This window comes from Campylobacter sp. CFSAN093249 (assembly GCF_011067895.1).
In the GTDB taxonomy this organism is placed as follows: Bacteria; Campylobacterota; Campylobacteria; order Campylobacterales; family Campylobacteraceae; genus Campylobacter_D; species Campylobacter_D jejuni.
This window is the reverse complement of record NZ_JAAMWM010000001.1, coordinates 66,999-85,662: the sequence shown is the minus strand read 5'-3', so window position 1 is coordinate 85,662 and position 18,664 is coordinate 66,999. Positions and strand designations below refer to the sequence as shown.

The following is an 18,664-nucleotide window of genomic DNA, read 5'->3' as shown; positions in this document are numbered from 1 at the left end:
ATACTCCAATTTTTAGTCATAATTATAGAGTAGAGTAAAATTTTATATGAATAATGTAAGGAAAATGTAATGACAAATCAGCAAATTGATGGAATTGCAGATAAGAATTTTAACACACCTGAAGGTAGAAAAGTTTTTAAAAAGGCAGTTTTTTCTTGCTGGTTGGGAACTGCTATGGAATATGCAGATTTTGCACTTTATGGTTTAGCAGCTGCAACAATTTTTTCAGAAGTGTTTTTTCCTGAGCAAACTCCAGTAATTGCACTTTTGCTTAGTTTTGTAACTTATGGTATAGGTTTTATTGCAAGACCTATTGGGGCTTTGTTTTTTGGTCATTTAGGTGATAAACACGGAAGAAAAAATGTTATGATGGCTACAATAGCTTTAATGGGAATTTCAACTACTCTAATAGGTTTTATCCCAAGTTATGCAGTGATTGGTGTTTGGGCGCCTATTTGTTTGGTTGCATTGCGTTTTATGCAGGGTTTTGGCGCAGGAGCTGAACTTTCAGGTGGAACAGTTATGCTTGGAGAATATGCTCCTAGCAAGAGAAGAGGGCTTGTTTCCTCTGTGATTGCTTTAGGGTCAAATAGTGGAACTTTGCTTGCGTCTTTTGTATGGCTTTTGATGGTACAAATAGATGAAGCAAGTTTTAAAGAATGGGGCTGGAGAGTTCCTTTTATGGGAAGTATTTTAATCGCTCTTTTTGCTGTATATATTCGTTTTCATGTCAAAGAAACCCCTGTTTTTGAAAAGCAAAAAAATGAAATGATGAAATTGCGTCTTAATAACGAAAAGCATATGAAAAAAGATGAAAGAAGTTTTTGGCAAAGAAGTCGTGCTTTTTGGACTATGGTTGGCTTAAGAATAGGCGAAAACGGACCTTCTTATCTTGCGCAAGGTTTTATTTAGGTTATGTGACTAAAATTTTACTTTTAGACAAATCAGTAGTTACTACAGCGGTAATGATAGCTTCATTGGTAGGGTTTTTAGTTATTCCTTTGGCGGGTTATTTAAGTGATAAATTTGGAAGATGTATTACTTATAGAATGTTTTGTTTGCTTTTAATGATTTATGCTTTTCCTGCTTTTATGCTTTTAGATAGTAAAAATGAAATTATTGTGATTTTAACTATTATTGTAGGTATGTCTTTAGCATCTTTAGGGATTTTTGGTGTGCAAGCGGCTTGGGGTGTGGAGCTTTTTTGGGGTAAAAAACCGTTATACAAAAATGGCTTTTGCTAAGGAGCTAGGTTCTATTCTTTCAGGAGGAACAGCGCCTATGGTGGCTTCTGCTTTGCTTGCATATTATGGCGCTTGGTGGCCTATCGCGACATATTTTGTATTAACTGCAGGTATAGGTTTTGTGACTACATTTTTTGCGCCAGAAACTAGAGGTAGAGATTTAAATAAAATAGAAGATGCGATATGAGACTTATCTTAGACACGGACATAGGCAATGCTATTGCAGGAGCAAATACTGATGATGGTTTAGCACTTGCTTTGATTTTGTCATCTAAAGAAATCAAACTTGAAATGCTAAGCACAGTTTGCGGTAATGTTCCAAGCCTTGTTGCCTATAGTGTGGCTAAGGATTTATTTAAACGTTTAAATTTAAATATCCCCGTTTATTTGGGAGCGAATGAAGCTCTAAAAGAACCAAGTAAAGCTTGGCGTCAAAGACTTGATGAAAGTGTTAAAAATTTTAAACTTGAATATCTTTGGGAAAATATAAAAAGTCCTGAAATTTTAGAAAATATAAATCCTGATGCGATTTTTAAAATGGGTGAGTTGGTGAGTAAAAATCCTAAAGAAATTTCTATTTGTGCGATAGGACCTTTGACAAATATCGCTATGACTATGAAAATTTTTAAAGATTTTGATATAAATCTTAAAGAGCTTTTTATTATGGGCGGCAGTTTTGATATGCCTTATTACACTAAAGATACAAATTTTGGTTTTGATCCTGAGGCGGCTAGTATAGTGCTAAATTCAAGAGCTAAAATTACACTCATACCTTATAATGCAACCATGCAGACTTTATTAACACACGAGGATTTAAAAGAGTTGCAAGGTAAGAATATTTTATGTGATTTTATCGTTGAAACTTTAGGTGTTTGGATTGATTATGCCTCTAAAACACGTGGTACAAAGGGAACCTGGATACATGATGCTTTAACGATAGCTTACGCATTAGATTCTAGTATTGCAGATTTTGATGAGTGTTATGCTGATGTTATTTGCGATAGTTCTTTGGCAAGAGGTATGAGTTGGCGTTGTTTTAAAGAACCAAAAATGAGTATGGGGGTGGATTTAAGCACTAAAAATTGTGTTAAAATTCTAAAAAATGTAGACAATGCAAAGCTTTTAAAACTTATAAAAGAGAGGTTTTTAAAAGGAGTTTGCTATGAAAATTATGAAAGCATAACGACTTAATTTTCCAAGTAAGATAAAAAATATAGTTTTTAAAAAAGAATATTTCGCAAAACCAAGTCCCAAGGCAAAAAGATCTCCTACTAAAGGTAAAAAAGTAAAAAAAGCAAATATACTTCCAAATTTAGCAAAATTAGCATTGAAATTTTCTAATTTTTTTAAGGATTTGCTAAAGTATTTTTCTAAAATTTTTTCTTTTCCAAAATACGCTAAAGCATAAGTACTTAAACTTCCTAAGGTATTACCCAAAGTGGCTACGATAAGTACCAAATTCGGAGTAAAATCAAGTTTTATAAAGCCTAAAACAAAGGCTTCACTTGCTAAGGGTAATAGTGTGCTTGAAAGAAAACACACCATGAAAAGCCCCAAATAGCTAATATCATTATATAAAAAATCAAACATAAAATTATGATTTTTGTGTATTTTTAAGCTCTAAGTCTAGATAATATCCTGTGTAAGAACGGGTTTTTTTGTGTTCTTTAGCGACTTTTTCCACGCTTCCTGTGCTTATAACTTTTCCACCTTTAACTCCGCCTTCAGGCCCCATATCGATGATATAATCAGCATTTTTAATCACATCTAAATTATGTTCTATCACAAAAACAGAATTTTTAAGATCAACTAAATGTTGTAAAACTAAGATGAGTTTATTGACATCTTCAAAATGCAGTCCTGTTGTAGGTTCATCAAGTATATAAAGCGTTTTTCCTGTATCGCTACGGCTTAGTTCTTTAGCAAGTTTGATTCTTTGTGCTTCACCTCCACTTAAGGTGGTGGCATTTTGTCCTAGAGTTAGATAATCTAAACCCACTTTTACTAGAGTATCTAATTTTTGTTTGATTTTAGGAACGGCTGTAAAAAATTCACTCGCTTCTAAAACACTCATATTTAAAATTTCACTGATATTTTTGCCTTTATATTTGATTTCTAGCGTGGCATCATTGTAGCGTTTGCCCCCGCAAGTATCACAAACTACCATAACATCAGGTAAAAAATGCATTTCTATTTTGATTTCTCCATCTCCGCTACATTTCTCACATCTTCCACCCTTGACATTAAAAGAAAAGCGTCCGGCTTTATAACCACGCATTTTGGCTTCTTTAGTGGCGGCAAAAAGATTTCTGATTTCATCCATAGCACCTGTATAGGTGGCAGGATTTGAACGTGGTGTGCGCCCAATTGGGCTTTGATCAAGATAAATGACTTTATCAAGTTTTTCAAGTCCTTCTATTTGTACTCCGCCAAGTTTTTTAACTTTTTTCGCACGGTTTAATTCCTCTTGTGCAAAAGGAAGTAGGGTTTGAAGTATCAAAGAGCTTTTTCCAGAACCTGAAACTCCTGTTATAGCGACTAAATTTTGCAAAGGAAATTTTACGCTTAAATCTTGGATATTGTTAATATTTACATTTTTAAGCTCAAGCCATTCTTTCTGTGTTCTGTTTTGAAGTTGTGAAATTTGTTTTTTACCATTCATATAAAGTGCAGTTTCGCTTTTGCTTTTTAAAAGTTCTTTATAAGTTCCACTAAATACAACCTCACCCCCAAATTTTCCTGCTTTTGGACCAATATCTACAATAAAATCTGCTTCTTCTATGGTCATTTTATCATGCTCTACGACAATTAGGGTATTGCCCTTTTGTTGTAAATTTCTTAAAGTTTTAATCAGTTTTGCAGTATCTCTTTCATGAAGTCCTATGCTAGGCTCATCTAAGACATACATCACTCCGCTTAAACCACTGCCAATTTGTGAAGCTATGCGGATTCTTTGTGCTTCACCCCCACTAATCGTTCTTGCATCGCGCCCTAAAGAAAGATAACCTAGCCCCACATCATACAAGAAAAACAATCTTTCGTTGATTTCTTTTAGGATAGGTTTAGAAATAAGTTTTTGTTGCTCGCTTAAATAAGAAAAATTTTTCTCATCTGCAAAAAAGGCCGTACTATCTTCTATGCTCATATCTAAAATTTCACCCAAGCTTTTTTTGGCTACTTTCACGGCTAAACTTTCGGGTTTTAAACGATGCCCACCGCAGTCTTTACAAATTTTTTCACTCATATATTCAGCTAAATCTTTTTCATCTTTTAGCATTTCATAAGCCATTTTAACCACGCCTTCAAAAGTGCGTTTTAGGCGATTTCTTTTCCAAAGAAATTCTATAGTTTTGGCATTACCATACAATACAAGACGTTTTTGTTCTTCGTTTAATTGCATAAAAGGTATTTTGATAGGAATTTCATTTTGTTCGCAAAAGGCGATTAGGAATTTATAATAATAACTTTTATTAAAACCATACATGATTTTAACAGCACCGTTTTCGAGACTTAAATTTTCATCGATGATTTTTTTCATATCTAAAGTATAACGAATTCCAAGTCCATCGCAAGCTTCACATGCTCCTTTTGGAGAATTAAAAGAAAAGCTTAAAGGTTCAAGTGGAACAAAGGAAATTTTACAATCAAAACAAGCTGAATGCTCGCTAAAATGATAGTGTTTATTAAGGTTTATTTCCTCATGATTTAAAACTTCTATTTCTATTTCTCCAAAGCTTTCCTGTAAACCTTTTTCTATATCGCTTGCAAGACGAGAAAGTAAATCTTCTTGAATTTCAAGTCTATCTATGACAAGTTTAATGGTGTGTTTTTTGGTTTTGGCTAGTTCAATTTCTTCATCAAGTCTTACCAAAACTCCATCAATTTGAGCTCTTACATAGCCTTTGTTGCGTAAATTTTCAAGCAAATCTGCATAAGTTCCTTTTTTTTCTCGTATGAGTGGGGCGTAGATGATGATTTTTGCACCTTTTGGAAATTTTAAAATTTCACTGACTATATCACTTACACTCATAGATGAAATTTTTTGTCCACATTGATGACAATGTTGAATGCCAACTCTTGCGTATAAAAGTCTTAGATAATCATAAATTTCAGTGATGGTTCCTACAGTAGAGCGTGGATTTTTAGAAGTAGTTTTTTGATCTATGGCAATGGCTGGAGTTAAACCTTCGATTTTATCGACATCAGGTTTGCCTACCTTATCTAAAAATTGTCTGGCGTAAGCACTTAAACTTTCTATATAACGGCGTTGTCCTTCAGCATAAAGAGTTCCAAAAGCAAGGGTTGATTTTCCACTTCCGCTCAGTCCTGTAAAAACAATGAGTTTGTTTTTGGGAATTTCAAGGTGGATATTTTTTAGGTTATTTTCTCTTGCGCCAATGATTTTTATGGTATCGTTCATAGTCTTTCCTAAACATTAAATAAATTTAAGATTTTAGCATAATAATATTAAAAGAACTTGGATAAATCCAAGTTAAAAATTTATAAAATTTAGCTTATTAAGCAAAGAGTGGGTGGTTCCAAGTATTGATAAGGCATATACGCAAAGTAAAATTTTTCTATGAGCTGAAATATGCATTTTTTCTATGATTTTAATTCCTATAAAAACTCCAACCATAGAAGCTATACCTACTAGTATTCCTTTATGAATAACTTCAGAGTCTATAACTCCAGAATTTGAAAAAGATATAATACCAGAGACTGAAGCAAAAATAACAAAAAACAAGGATAAGGAAACAACTTTTTTACTATCATAGCCTAAAAAATAAGCTAAAATCGGAGCAATTAAAAGTCCGCCACCAATTCCCAAAGAAATAGCAAAAATACCAGTAAAAGCTCCAGCAATAAATAAAATGACATTCTTTACCCAAACGCTTCTTTGATTTTGTACAATGTTTTCTTTAATTCCAAAAGCATATTTGATAAAAAATATACAACTTACCGCCAAAAATACGCTAGTAAGAGCTACATCACTTAAAGCTTTTAAAAGCATTCCGCTAAAGCTTGCCCCTATGAGCCCTCCAAAACCTATCATAATACCATCTTTAAGATTTAGATTTTTTTTCTTATAATTAATATAAGAGCCAAAAACTGCTGCAAAAATCATTTGCAATACTGAAATTCCGATAGCATGGTGAGCACTTGCTCCAAGTGCGAACATAGAAGGAACGATAATCATACCTCCACCAATGCCAAAAAGTCCAGAAGCAATACCTGAAATGATTCCTATGATTAGATAAGGTAAATCTGTGATTTCCATAGCTTTTCCTAAAAAATATTAAATATTTCAAATACGGAATAATTTTATCTTATTAAGCTAAGTATTATCTTAGTTTTTTTATAACAATAGAATATTTTTTGGTAACTTTAAGCATCGTAAAAATGTTTCAAAATATTATAAAATATAAAGATTTTATAATATTTATTTTAAATTTAAAGCAAAATTTATATTTATTGATTAAAATTAATTTAGACTTTAAAAATTTTCATAAAAGTCTTAATTTTTGAAATATTTTATAAGAAAGGTAAAAGATGAGTGAAAATGGTTTTTTTAGTAATTCTTTGATTTTAAAACTTACACATACTCTTCGCTCTTGGCGTTTCTAAACTTCTTTTTATCTAAATTTTTTCTTTAATATTATTTTAATTTATTTTTTAAAAAAAGGTTTATTATGTTTGTTAAAAATGTAAATTTTTATTACAGACAAATCCTTGAAAAATTTGAAAATTCTTATTTTGCAGAGGATTTGACTAAGGTAATTATAGGGATTGATTGTGATTATTTAGATGCTAATGAATTATCCTTTAGCGAGTTTAAGGCAAAATATTATGAAGCTTTAAGCAAGAATAAAATTTGCGACTTTGCTGGATTTTTTGGAGTTTTTAGTGCAAATTTTGTATCTTTGTTTGAAAAAATTCCACTTTCTTCTAAGAAAAATTATGATTTTCCTTTATTTTTATTTGCCAATGCTAAGGCTTATTTGATTTATGAGAAAAATAGCAAGATGTTTTTTAAATTTGGTGCTTCAAAATATTTTGAATATTTAAAAGATGATATTGAACCAATGAAAAAGAAACAAAAAAATGATTTTGAAATTTTAAATTCTTTAGAAGATGAAAAAAATGATTTTCTAAAAATGTGCGAAAAAGCCAAAGAATATCTTTTAAGTGGAGATATTTTTCAAGTGGTCTTAAGTAAGCAACTTTGTATCAAACATCAAGTAAATGCTTTTGATTATTATGAGAGTTTAAGTGCTTTAAATCCAAGCGCTTATATGTTTTATTTTCCAAGTAAATATGGTGTTGTTTTGGGTTCTTCTCCAGAGTTTTTATTGAAAATTAAAAAAAGAGAGATTTATTTAGCCCCTATTGCTGGAACTAGAAATTTGGAAAATAACTGTGATCTTTTAGCTTTAGAAAAAGATCTTTTAAGCGATGAAAAAGAACTTAGTGAACATAAGATGCTTGTAGATTTAGCAAGAAATGATGCTTCTAAATTTGGCACTCAAACAAGAGTGGAAAATCTTTTTTCTATTATTAAAAATAAATTTGTAATGCACATAGTGAGTGAAGTGTATGCCAATATGAAAGAAGATGCGAGTATTTTTGATGTGATTGAAGCAGTTTTTCCAGCGGGAACTTTAAGCGGAGCTCCTAAAATAAGAGCTTTAGAGATCACTAGCGAGCTTGAAGATTGCGATCGTGGAATTTATGGTGGTGCGGTAGGATTTTTAAATTTTAACGAAGACATAACTTTAGCGATTTTAATCCGTTGCGCTTTTTTTACTCAAGATAAGGCTTATTTGGCAAGTGGGGCGGGTATTGTTTTGCAAAGTGAGAGTCAAAAAGAATATGCAGAAATTTGTGCTAAACGCAAGGCGCTTTTGGTAGCTTTTGAAAATTTAAAAAAGGAAAATCAATGATACTTTTAATTGATAATTATGATTCTTTTGTTTTTAATGTTAAAAGCATGTTAGAGCAACTCAGCAATGATGAAATTTTAGTAAGAAGAAATGATGCAATTTCTCTGAGTGAAATTAAAAATTTAAATCCTACTCATATTATTTTAAGTCCTGGTCCAAAGCATCCAAGTCAAAGTGGGATTTGTCTTGAAATTTTTAAAGCAAGGCTTAATATCCCTGTTTTGGGCATTTGCTTAGGACATCAAGCTTTAGCTTTAGCTTTTGATTCTTTAGTGGTTAAGATGCAAGAGCCTATGCATGCAAAAAATTCTTTGATAAAACAGTGCAGGGAAAATGAATTATTTTCTAATTTGCCTTCAAATTTTAGTGTAATGCGTTATCATTCTTTAGAGGTTAAACAGCTTAGTGATGAGCTTGAAATTTTAGCCCTTGATGAAAAGGGTGTGATTATGGCTTTGGGACATAAAAATTTACCTTATTATGGTGTGCAATTTCATCCTGAAAGCTATTTTAGTGAATATGGCTTGCAACTTTTTTCTAATTTTTTAAAACAAGATATAAAAAAACCACAAAAACAAGAAAATCCTTTAAGTTTTTATTTGCAAAAAATGAGTGAAAATCATTTTTTACAAAGCGATGATTTTGAGCAAATTTGTAAGATTATTATGTCTAAAGATTATGAAATTTTACAAGTAGTGGCTTTGTTGATTTTAATCACTGAAAAGTCCTTAAATGAAAAATCTTTAAGTGCTTTTGTAAGACAAATTTTAAGATATTCTCAAACTTTTAGTGATGAGAGTGAGATGATTGATATTTGTGGAACAGGTGGAGATGGTTTTAAAAGTATCAATGTTTCTACGACTAGTGCTTTTATTTTAGCAGCTTTAGGAGTAAAAGTAGCCAAACACGGAAATCGTGCCATTTCAAGTTCTAGCGGAAGTACAGATGTGTTAGAAGCTTTAAATATAACTACTCCAAACACTTTAGAATCAGTTTTAAAACAACTAAATAATCAAGGGCTTAGTTTTTTACATGCTCCATTTTTTCATCCTTTGGTAGGAGAACTTAAAGAGGTCAGATCAAGACTTGGAGTAAGAACGGTTTTTAATGTTTTAGGTCCTTTATTGCACCCTAATTTAAAGTTAAAATATCAACTTATGGGAAATTATCACGCACCTGTGCATAGGCTTTTGATAGAGGTTTTAAAAAATTTAGGACGCAAAAAAGCTTTAGTGGTAAGAGGAAATGATGGTATGGATGAGCTTAGTATTTGCGATGAAAGTAAAATTTATGAGCTTTGTGAAGGAGAAATTTTAGAGTATTCTATCTGTCCTGAACAATTTGGTTTTAAAAGAGCTTTTCATAGTGAAATCATAGGATCTAGTGCATATGACAACGCTAAAGATTTAAAAGATATTTTAAGCGGTAGAATGCAAGGGGCAAAATTTGATTTGGTAGTTTTAAATGCTATGTTTGCACTTTATACAGCCAATAAAGCAAGTTCGCCTTTAGTGGCTAAAGATATGATTTTAGAAGCCATTTATTCAGGTAAGGTTATAGAATATTTTAAGGAGTATCAAGCTTATGCTAAAGCTTAAAATTTGTGGTATTAAAGATGAAAAAAATGCCAAAGATTTAGCTTTTTTAAATATTGATTTTTTTGGACTTATTTTTGCTAAAAGTCCAAGAAGAGTGAGTTTAGAACAAGCAAGAAATTTAAGTGCAATTTTTCATGAAAAAGATAAAAAAGTTGTCGGTGTTTTTGTAGATGAAAATTTGGAACAAATTTTAAGATGTATTAAAGAAGCTAAGCTTGATGGGATACAAATTTATCGCACTATTACCAAAGAAGAATTTGAAATTTTAAAGGTGCAAAATGTTTTTGTTTGGCAGGTGATTAGTGTGGAAAATAGTTTAGATTTAAAAAGTGAAATTTTTGCTAATTTAGTACTTTTTGATGCTAAGGGAATTTTAAAGGGCGGTAATGGAATAAGTTTTGATTGGACTTTATTAGGTTCTTATACTAAAGATTTTGCATTAGCTGGAGGCATAGGTTTGGATAATGTTCATAAGGCTGTACAAACGGGAGCTAAAATTTTAGATCTTAATTCAAAACTTGAAGATGAAAAAGGCTTAAAAGATATCAACAAAATAAAACAAATTTTAAAGGAGTTGAAAAAATGAAAAAAGCGTATTATGGGGATTTTGGTGGGCAGTTTTTGCCTGAAAGTGCAATGTTTGCTTTAAATGAGCTAGAAGGTGCTTTTTTGAAATTTTCTAAAGATAAACTCTTTAAAAAAGAATTAAACGAGCTTTTAAAAACTTATGTAGGGCGTCCTACTCCACTTTATTTTGCTAGAAATTTAAGCAAAAAATATCAGCATGAAATTTATTTAAAACGCGAGGATTTAAATCATACCGGAGCACATAAAATCAATAATGCCATCGCTCAAGCCCTTTTAGCAAAAAAAATGGGAAAGAAAAAAATCATAGCAGAAACAGGAGCAGGTCAACACGGGCTTGCAACAGCCACTGCAGCAGCACTTTTAGGACTTGAATGTGAAATTTATATGGGGGCAACCGATGTGCAAAGACAGGCTTTAAATGTTTATAAAATGGAGCTTTTGGGTGCTAAAATTCATGCAGTACAAAGTGGGCTTAAAACTCTAAAAGAAGCTACTACTGCGGCTATTCAAGCTTGGGTTGGAGATATTAAAAATATTTTTTATGTGGTTGGAAGTGCGGTAGGTCCTTATCCTTATCCTAAAATGGTAATGCATTTTCAAAGTATTATAGGAAAAGAATGCAAAATGCAACTTCAAAAACTCAATAAAAAAGTAGATTATATTATCGCAGCTGTTGGGGGTGGAAGCAATGCAGCTGGGATTTTTTATGATTTTATCAAAGATGAAAATGTTAAACTTATAGGTATTGAAGCAGGGGGGCTTGGCATTGATACGCCTTATCATGCAGCGACTTTAAATAAGGGAAAAACAGGCATTATTCACGGTATGAAAACCAAGGTTTTACAAGATGATTTAGGCAATATCTTGCCTGTACATAGTGTTTCTGCAGGGCTTGATTATCCAGGAATTGGTCCTTTGCATGCTTTTTTATTTGAAAGCAAAAGAGCGCAATATCATGCTATAAGTGATGAAGAATGTATGCAGGCTTTAAAATTACTTTGTAAAGAAGAAGGTATTATTGCAGCGATTGAAAGTTCGCATGCTTTGGCATTTTTAGAAAAACTTTGTCCAACTTTAAAAAAGAAAAGCGTGATAGTAGTAAATCTTTCAGGCAGGGGAGATAAAGATATGCAAATGATTAGAGATTATAAAAAAGGGGTGATTTATGGTTGATTTTAGAAAATTTTATAAAGAAAATGCAAATGTGGCTTATACGGTTTTAGGTTATCCAAATCTTCAAACAAGTGAAGCTTTTTTGCAAAGATTGGATCAAAGCCCTATTGATATTTTAGAACTTGGTGTTGCTTATAGTGATCCTATTGCCGATGGTGAGATTATTGCAGATGCGGCAAAAATAGCTCTTGATCAAGGCGTGGATATTCATAGTGTTTTTGAGCTTTTAGCTAGGATAAAAACTAAAAAAGCTTTGGTTTTTATGGTTTATTATAATTTAATTTTTTCTTATGGCTTGGAAAAATTTGTGAAAAAAGCAAAATCTTTAGGGATTTGTGCTTTGATTGTGCCTGAATTGAGTTTTGAAGAAAGTGATGATTTAATTAAAGAGTGTGAAAGATATAATATAGCTTTAATTACACTTGTAAGTGTTACAACCCCTAAAGAAAGGGTTAAAAAGTTAGTAAAACATGCTAAAGGTTTTATTTATTTATTAGCAAGCATAGGTATTACAGGTACGAAAAGTGTCGAAGAAGCAATCTTACAAGATAAAGTAAAAGAAATCAGATCTTTTACAAATTTGCCTATTTTTGTAGGCTTTGGCATTCAAAATAATCAAGATGTAAAAAGAATGAGAAAAGTTGCTGACGGAGTGATTGTGGGAACTAGCATAGTAAAGTGTTTTAAACAAGGAAATTTGGATATAATAATGAAAGATATTGAAGAAATTTTCAAAAAATAAAATTTTAAAACATATTTTTATTTTATATTTACTATAATTTTAAATTAAGTTTTTTATAAAGGTGGTAGTTATGTTAAAGATTCTTGAGTATTCCATCACTCATTTTTGCGAGCATATCTTAAGACTTCGCATTGAAGCAGCTCAAGATATAAGCGGTGAACTTTATGGAGCGAGTATTCCTATCATGGGCAAAAGCGAAGGAGAATGTAATTTTTATTTATTTTTTCCAAAAGAATTTTTAAAAAAAATTGCAGAAATTTTAATTAATGATGAAAAATTTAAAGAAGATGACTGGTGCGATTTAACTAAAGAATGTGCCAATCAGATTATAGGTTATGCTAAAAATTTGTTAAATGATGCTAAGGGTGATGACGAGTATAAACTCGGAATTCCGGAATATTTAGGAAAAGTTGATTTTTCTGAAATAGTTCTAGATGAAGCTTTAACTTATAAATTTGAAAATTGTTATTTTAGAATAGGATATTGTAAATAATGAGCGATGATATAGAGTTTAACATTTATCATGGGCTTTTACAATCTTATGAAGATATCTTAGATATTACAGTAGATTTTGTAAGCGAGCTTGGAACTACAAATATGAGTGTAGCGGAGCTTTTAAAACTTGAAGTAGGTTCGGTTATTGATCTTGAAAAGCCTGCTGGAGAAAGCGTTGAGCTTTATATCAATAAAAGAATTTTTGGCAAAGGCGAGGTTATGGTTTATGAAAAAAATCTCGCTATAAGAATTAATGAAATTTTGGATTCTAAGACTGTGCTTCAATACTTTAAAAAAGAAATTTAAATGAGATTGCTAGTATTATTTTTTTTAATTTTACCTTTATATAGTGTTGAGCTGATTAGTTTTAATATCTACGATAGAAATGATCGAGTAGATTTAATGCTTTCTTTTGATAATGCCTATAATGGCAAGATTTCTCAAAAAAAAGAAAAAAATTTAACTCTTTTAACTTTTAGTGATTTAACGTATTCTAAAGATGAATTAAAAGAACTTAACTCTCAACTTGTAGATAAAATTAGTATTAGTTCTAAAAATAATAATACCTATATTATGCTACAAAACAAACAAAATATTAATTTAGAACTTAGCTCTATCAATGATAAATTTGGAGTAAGGATACGAGCTATAGAGCAAGGAAAAGCAAATATCGAATCTGTACCTACAACTACTGTGAATAATTCTCAAGAATTAATGCCTAAACCAAAAAGTACAAGTTTAGAAGGGTATGATTATACAAATTATATCTTAGTAATGCTAATTTTAGTTATTTTGTTAATAGTGCTTTGGTGGTTTAAAAAGACTATGGTTTATAAAAATAACAATGTTTCTAGAGATTTTACTATGATTTTCCAAAGATTTTTAGATAAAAATAATCAACTTGTTATTTTTGATCACGCTAATAAACGTTATACAATGATAATAGGTAATTCCAATGTGCTTTTAGAAAGTGTTGAAATTCCAGAGGAACAAACAATAAAACATACAGAAAAAACAGAGAAAAATTTTGATTCTTTTTTTGAAGAGAATAAAAAAAGAATTCAAAATCTTATAGAGCAGCGTCAAAAAGGTAAAAAATCTTAAATTTTTTGATTGATTGCTAATGCTATGGTAGCTGGTTTTGCAATTTTTTTGAGCTCATCTTTGGGTAAATTAAGAATTTTGTTTTCTTGATATATATAAAGAGTATTGTTTGCAAAAGCAAAATCAATCTTATCTTCATTTGTGCTTAAAGTTTTAGCTAGGCACAAAATAAAATTAAGCCATGAAATGGTATGAATATTGGGTAAAAGTTGCTTATAGGGTTCAAGATTATAAGGGTTAACTTTTTTTCCATTAAGCTTAATAATGCTAGCAATTAAAGCTTTTTCTTTATGTGAAAATCCATAATTTAATCCACCTAGTACAAAATGAGCAGAGTGTTCATTAGCAAAATAGAAATTTAAATATTCTCCAATATGGCATAATTTGGCAGCATTTAGTAAAGTATGCTTATAGCTATCGTTAAGTTTATGAAGATTTTTAAGGGTTGTAAAAATTTGCAGAGCAAAATGTGGAGTTTTATTTTTTTGTTTTGATTGTAAAAATTTATCTTGTAAACATTTTAAGCTAGGATTAAAATTTGGTGGAAAAGTGATTTTAGGACGAAGCAAATCTTGCAAATAAACTCCTTCTCTGATTCCAACCCCACTCGTGATAACTTGTTTGGCTTTTATTTTTTCCGCAATCTTTAAAAAAATAAATATACCCTCTTTAATGGTATCAAAACGATCCTTTTTTATGCCAAAATTGATTAAAGAGTCTAAGTTTGAATTAAAAATTTTTAAAATATGTCCTTTTTCTTCATCTAGCATATAGCGAAAATCATGTAAATTTTTCAGTGGATAGGAATTTTTTTGCATGATGGAATTAGATATTGCTCTTAAGCTTCCACCTATTGCAATAAGGTTTTGATTGCAAAATTCTTTAGGAATTTGTTCTAAAATTGGTTTTATAAATTCTTCTAAAGAATCCATTTTTCCAGTATCATAGAACAATTCTTTTAGCCTAACAGTGCCAATATCAAGAGATATGCAAGAAATAATTCTATTATTTTTTATTAAACACAATTCACTAGAACCACCACCTATGTCTAAAGTGGTTCCATCTTTAAAAGGACTTAATAAATTTAGAGCTGCAAGACCACCTAAGTAACTTTCGCTTTTTCCATCTATACAGCGTATATTTAAAGACAGATTATCTTTGATTCTTTTAATGAAATTTTTTGAATTTGGGGCATCTCTTAAGGCTGATGTGCCTACTATAAATATTTTTTTGCACTTATGCTTTAAAGCGCATTGTTTGAAAAAAGCTAAGGCATCTTCGGCTCTTTGCATGGCTTCTTCTTGGAGAATTTTGCCATTATTATAAGCATTTTCTCCAAGTCTTACTTTGCGTTTGTATTCGCAAGTTGTATAAAAACCATATCTAGAAGTTTTTTCAAAAATCACCATTCTAATGGAGTTTGAGCCAAGATCAACAACGGCTGTTTTTTTTGCCATTAAAATTCTCTATCTCTATGTTTGAGTTTTAATTCTTCTATAGTTTCTACATTATCAGGATCAGGAATGATACATTCATATGGGCAAGCAACAATACAGGCAGGCTCTGAAAAATCATTAACGCACTCTGAACAAAGATCAGGGTCTATTACATAAATTGGACTATTTTCATAAATAGCTTCATCAGGACATTCTTCTCTGCAAGCATCACAACATACGCAGTCTTTTGTAATTAAAAGAGACATCATAACCTTTCAAAAATTTAAAAAATAATTTTAGTTTATACAATAACCAAACTTAAATAAAATATAAAAATAGAAATAAAGATAAATTTTTTGCACCGAAGGTGCAAAATTGTTAAGATTTTTTAGGGAAGCAGAAACGGTATCCTCTACGACGAACTGTTTCTATGGTAGATATATTTAATGGTTTATCCATTTTTTGACGAATTTGATTGATAGCTACTTCGATAACATTTGGAGTTACTAGCTCAGGTTCTTCCCAGATGGCATCTAAAAGTTGTTCTTTGGATACAATTTGATCCGAATGTCTTGCTAAGTGCGTTAAAACTTCAAAAGGTTTTCCTTTAAGTTCTATATCTTGACCTTTATAAGTAATTTTTTCCTCATCTGGATCAATAACTAAGTCTTCAATTTTAATAACATTGGTTCCGCCAAGTCTTAGTCTTGCTTCAATTCTTGCGAGTAGAATATCAAAATCTAAAGGTTTTTTAACAAAATCATCAGCTCCAGCTTTCAAAGCTTTGATTTCTGTTTCTTTGTCTGTTTTTGAAGACATAATCATAACCGAAGTTCTTGGAGATTTATGCTTAATAGTGTTAACAAGTTCCGCTCCATCTCCATCAGGTAAAGTCCAGTTTGCTAAAACTAAATCATAATGTCTAATGCCGATAAAGTATTCTCCATCTTTAAAATTTTCAGAAGAATCAGTTTGATAACCAAATTCATTAAGATTGTCTATAATTGTTTTATTTAGGCTAATCTCATCTTCTATAACTAAAATTCTCATTTGTTCTATCCTTATTAAGAAAAATTTAAAGAATTATATCATAGCTTAAGTAAATGTTTAGATATCTTTAAAAAAAAATTAATATTTTTTTTTCAATTTAACCCCAACTGTAGCATTTTTTATTATATGGGGTTTGAAAATTTTTATGTTAAGATTGGTTAAATTAGGAAAATCTTTTTTTAAATTTAAGCTTACAAAGTCTAAAGACTCTTCAAGGGTGTAAAATTCTTCTTTTTTATACCATGTTTTAATTTTGGTAATTACCTCTGCATAATTTAAAAATTCATTTGCTTTAGCTTTAAGCTTGATAATAATTTTTTGTTTTTTTCTTCTTTCGAAATCTAATATACCAATGATACACTTAAAGTGAAATTTTATTTTTATATGACTTTGCATTCTTCTTTAAAAATCAATCTTTTAATATTAGGTAGATGTTTATATACTATAATAAAAGCGATAATGAAAACGGGTGCATGTGTATGAATTTCTAAGTCATAATTAAATATAAAAGAACTTATAACAAAAGCAAGTAACGCTGCTAAAGAAGCTAGCGAAGATATTTTAAAAATTTTTCCAATAACTACCCACACAATAAATGCTGTAAGCACTTCCAATGGAAGTAAAACTATCATAGCGCCTGCTCCTGTTGCTATGCCTTTCCCTCCTTCAAATAACAAGTAAATTGAAAAACAGTGTCCAAAAATAGCCAAAACTGCGACGCTCCAAAGCAAAGCTTGATCATAATGAAGAAATTTCAAGATTAGTAAAGGAATAGCTGCTTTTGCAAAATCTAAAATTATTGTAGCAATGGCAAGTTTTTTTGCTAGTTTGGGATTTTTTTCTTTTACTACTCTTAAAACATTGGTTGCTCCTATACTTTTTGAACCTTCTTTTTTGATATCAGTTTTAGCAAAAAATTTAGCTAGGATTAGCCCAAAAGGGATTGAACCTAAAAGATATATAAAAGCGTAAATTATTAAATTTTCCATAATATCCTTTTCAAATCATCTTAAAATTTTAAGATTTATAACTAAAAATTATATCTTATGAAAATAAATAAACAAAAAATAATTTTTAAGATAAAAATAGTATTAATTAATTGTAAATATTTTTTAATAATATTTATTTTTATTTAAGCTCTAAATGATTATTATTTTATTTTAATTTATCTTTAATAGGAGTTTATAAATGAAAGTAAAATCATTGCTAATCGCATCCTTAGTTGCTTTTTCAAGCTTAAATGCTGCAAGTCTTATAGATGAAGCTAAAAATTCAGGTCTTGTTGCCTTACCAAAAGATCAAAAAGGCGTTGATGAAATTTTAAAACAAAATGGAGTAAAGGCTAGTGAATTTACTCTTGAAAAAGCAGAGCTTGGCAAAAAGCTCTATTTTGAACCACGCCTTTCAAAAAGTGGTATCATTTCTTGTAATACCTGTCATAATGTAGGACTTGGTGGAACAGATGGAATCAGTACTGCAATAGGTCATAAATGGACAGCAAATCCTCATCATTTAAATTCACCAACAGTTTATAATGCAGTTTTAAATAATACTCAATTTTGGGATGGTCGTGCAGGAACATTAGCCGATCAAGCTAAAGGTCCAATCCAAGCTGATCCTGAAATGGCAACTCCTGCTAAACTTGCAGTAGAAAAAATTTCATCTTTGCCTGAATATGTGAGTGAGTTTAAAAAAATCTATGGTAAAAGCGGTGTAAATTTTGACAATATTGCTGATGCAATTGCAAATTTTGAAAGAACTTTGATCACTCCATCTCGTTTTGATAAATTTTTAGAAGGCGATGAAAAAGCTTTAACAAAAGAAGAACAAAAAGGCTTAAAGCTTTTTATAGATAAAGGTTGTGTAGCTTGTCATAATGGTGTGAATTTAGGTGGCAATATGCAAGCGTTTGAAGTTGCTGGTAAATATAAATTTGCAAATTTAGGTGATTTTAAAGGTGATGCAAATGGCATGGTAAAAACTCCAACTTTAAGAAATGTTGCTGAAACTGCTCCATATTTTCATAATGGCGCTATTTGGAATTTAAAAGATGCTATTAAGGAAATGGGTAGTGTGCAACTTGGCATTAAAATTTCTGATAAAGAAGCAAAAAGTATTGAAACTTTCTTAAAATCTTTAACAGGAACAAAACCAGCAATTGTTTATCCACAACTTCCTATTTCTACTGAAAAAACTCCTAAACCTGAACTATAAGGTTCCAAACAAGCTCTAATTTTAGAGCTTGTTTAAATTTCTTTATCTTAGCTTTGTTATAATTGTCTTTAAATTTTGC

Annotated in this window: 19 protein-coding genes and 1 pseudogene; 12 read left to right on the top strand and 8 right to left on the bottom strand. The window is 30.6% G+C overall.

Annotated elements, in window-relative coordinates; translation table 11 throughout:
* Positions 1–69 precede the first annotated feature (69 nt).
* Positions 70–1,431, top strand: a pseudogene (locus tag FBF10_RS00455) (MFS transporter).
* Positions 1,428–2,435: a nucleoside hydrolase gene (locus tag FBF10_RS00450; protein ID WP_002860301.1), complete on the top strand. Its 1,008-nt coding sequence runs from the start codon at positions 1,428–1,430 to the stop codon at positions 2,433–2,435. Before FBF10_RS00455 ends, FBF10_RS00450 begins: the two are co-directional and overlap by 4 nt.
* On the opposite strand, the gene FBF10_RS00445 is transcribed toward FBF10_RS00450, so the two are convergent.
* The 3 genes from FBF10_RS00445 to FBF10_RS00435 form a co-directional block, all read right to left on the bottom strand.
* Positions 2,391–2,834: a YqaA family protein gene (locus FBF10_RS00445; RefSeq protein ID WP_002868165.1), complete on the bottom strand. Its 444-nt coding sequence runs from the start codon at positions 2,832–2,834 to the stop codon at positions 2,391–2,393. The genes FBF10_RS00450 and FBF10_RS00445 overlap by 45 nt on opposite strands.
* Before the next feature lie 4 nt (positions 2,835–2,838).
* Positions 2,839–5,664 carry an excinuclease ABC subunit UvrA gene (gene uvrA / locus FBF10_RS00440; RefSeq protein WP_002887793.1) on the bottom strand — a complete coding sequence of 942 codons (2,826 nt, stop codon included), beginning with the start codon at positions 5,662–5,664 and terminating at the stop codon, positions 2,839–2,841.
* Between the two features lie 72 nt (positions 5,665–5,736).
* On the bottom strand, positions 5,737–6,522 hold the full coding sequence (locus FBF10_RS00435; protein ID WP_002858695.1) for a TSUP family transporter: 786 nt from the start codon (positions 6,520–6,522) through the stop codon (positions 5,737–5,739).
* 122 nt (positions 6,523–6,644) lie between these two features.
* Between FBF10_RS00435 and FBF10_RS00430 the strand changes: the two genes are divergently transcribed.
* The 9 genes from FBF10_RS00430 (at position 6,645) to FBF10_RS00390 (ending at position 13,885) form a co-directional block, all read left to right on the top strand.
* Complete coding sequence (locus FBF10_RS00430) at positions 6,645–6,770, top strand: hypothetical protein (protein WP_002854718.1); 126 nt, start codon at positions 6,645–6,647, stop codon at positions 6,768–6,770.
* A gap of 164 nt (positions 6,771–6,934) precedes the next feature.
* Positions 6,935–8,185 carry an anthranilate synthase component I family protein gene (locus FBF10_RS00425; protein ID WP_002858746.1) on the top strand — a complete coding sequence of 417 codons (1,251 nt, stop codon included), beginning with the start codon at positions 6,935–6,937 and terminating at the stop codon, positions 8,183–8,185.
* On the top strand, positions 8,182–9,783 hold the full coding sequence (gene trpD / locus FBF10_RS00420) for an anthranilate phosphoribosyltransferase (RefSeq protein WP_002888127.1): 1,602 nt from the start codon (positions 8,182–8,184) through the stop codon (positions 9,781–9,783). The genes FBF10_RS00425 and trpD overlap by 4 nt, the downstream gene beginning before the upstream one ends.
* Positions 9,770–10,369 (top strand): N-(5'-phosphoribosyl)anthranilate isomerase, encoded by a 600-nt coding sequence (locus tag FBF10_RS00415; protein ID WP_002872431.1) that lies wholly within the window; start codon positions 9,770–9,772, stop codon positions 10,367–10,369. Before trpD ends, FBF10_RS00415 begins: the two co-directional genes overlap by 14 nt.
* Positions 10,366–11,544 (top strand): tryptophan synthase subunit beta, encoded by a 1,179-nt coding sequence (gene trpB / locus FBF10_RS00410; protein ID WP_002854204.1) that lies wholly within the window; start codon positions 10,366–10,368, stop codon positions 11,542–11,544. Before FBF10_RS00415 ends, trpB begins: the two co-directional genes overlap by 4 nt.
* On the top strand, positions 11,537–12,286 hold the full coding sequence (trpA, locus tag FBF10_RS00405; RefSeq protein WP_002854645.1) for a tryptophan synthase subunit alpha: 750 nt from the start codon (positions 11,537–11,539) through the stop codon (positions 12,284–12,286). The genes trpB and trpA overlap by 8 nt, the downstream gene beginning before the upstream one ends.
* A 70-nt stretch (positions 12,287–12,356) precedes the next feature.
* Complete coding sequence (locus tag FBF10_RS00400) at positions 12,357–12,779, top strand: chemotaxis protein CheX (protein ID WP_002854524.1); 423 nt, start codon at positions 12,357–12,359, stop codon at positions 12,777–12,779.
* Positions 12,779–13,087: a flagellar motor switch protein FliN gene (fliN, locus tag FBF10_RS00395; protein WP_002854694.1), complete on the top strand. Its 309-nt coding sequence runs from the start codon at positions 12,779–12,781 to the stop codon at positions 13,085–13,087. Before FBF10_RS00400 ends, fliN begins: the two co-directional genes overlap by 1 nt.
* Positions 13,088–13,885 carry a hypothetical protein gene (locus FBF10_RS00390; RefSeq protein ID WP_002858691.1) on the top strand — a complete coding sequence of 266 codons (798 nt, stop codon included), beginning with the start codon at positions 13,088–13,090 and terminating at the stop codon, positions 13,883–13,885.
* Here FBF10_RS00390 and FBF10_RS00385 read toward each other — a convergent pair.
* The 5 genes from FBF10_RS00385 to plsY all read right to left on the bottom strand — a co-directional run bounded on the left by FBF10_RS00385 (position 13,882) and on the right by plsY (position 17,360).
* Positions 13,882–15,342: a Ppx/GppA phosphatase family protein gene (locus tag FBF10_RS00385; protein ID WP_002888126.1), complete on the bottom strand. Its 1,461-nt coding sequence runs from the start codon at positions 15,340–15,342 to the stop codon at positions 13,882–13,884. The genes FBF10_RS00390 and FBF10_RS00385 overlap by 4 nt on opposite strands.
* The gene (locus FBF10_RS00380) at positions 15,342–15,587 is read right to left on the bottom strand and encodes a YfhL family 4Fe-4S dicluster ferredoxin (protein WP_002854647.1); all 246 of its coding nucleotides are present in this window, start codon (positions 15,585–15,587) and stop codon (positions 15,342–15,344) included. Before FBF10_RS00380 ends, FBF10_RS00385 begins: the two co-directional genes overlap by 1 nt.
* Positions 15,588–15,699: 112 nt before the next feature.
* Positions 15,700–16,371 carry a homeostatic response regulator transcription factor HsrA gene (gene hsrA / locus FBF10_RS00375; protein WP_002857553.1) on the bottom strand — a complete coding sequence of 224 codons (672 nt, stop codon included), beginning with the start codon at positions 16,369–16,371 and terminating at the stop codon, positions 15,700–15,702.
* A 78-nt stretch (positions 16,372–16,449) separates the two neighbouring features.
* Positions 16,450–16,767 carry a dihydroneopterin aldolase gene (locus FBF10_RS00370; RefSeq protein WP_002854273.1) on the bottom strand — a complete coding sequence of 106 codons (318 nt, stop codon included), beginning with the start codon at positions 16,765–16,767 and terminating at the stop codon, positions 16,450–16,452.
* Positions 16,752–17,360 carry a glycerol-3-phosphate 1-O-acyltransferase PlsY gene (plsY, locus tag FBF10_RS00365; protein ID WP_002860289.1) on the bottom strand — a complete coding sequence of 203 codons (609 nt, stop codon included), beginning with the start codon at positions 17,358–17,360 and terminating at the stop codon, positions 16,752–16,754. Before plsY ends, FBF10_RS00370 begins: the two co-directional genes overlap by 16 nt.
* Positions 17,361–17,559: 199 nt before the next feature.
* On the opposite strand from plsY, the gene FBF10_RS00360 reads away from it, so the two are divergent.
* Complete coding sequence (locus tag FBF10_RS00360) at positions 17,560–18,585, top strand: cytochrome-c peroxidase (protein WP_002857587.1); 1,026 nt, start codon at positions 17,560–17,562, stop codon at positions 18,583–18,585.
* Positions 18,586–18,664 lie beyond the last annotated feature (79 nt).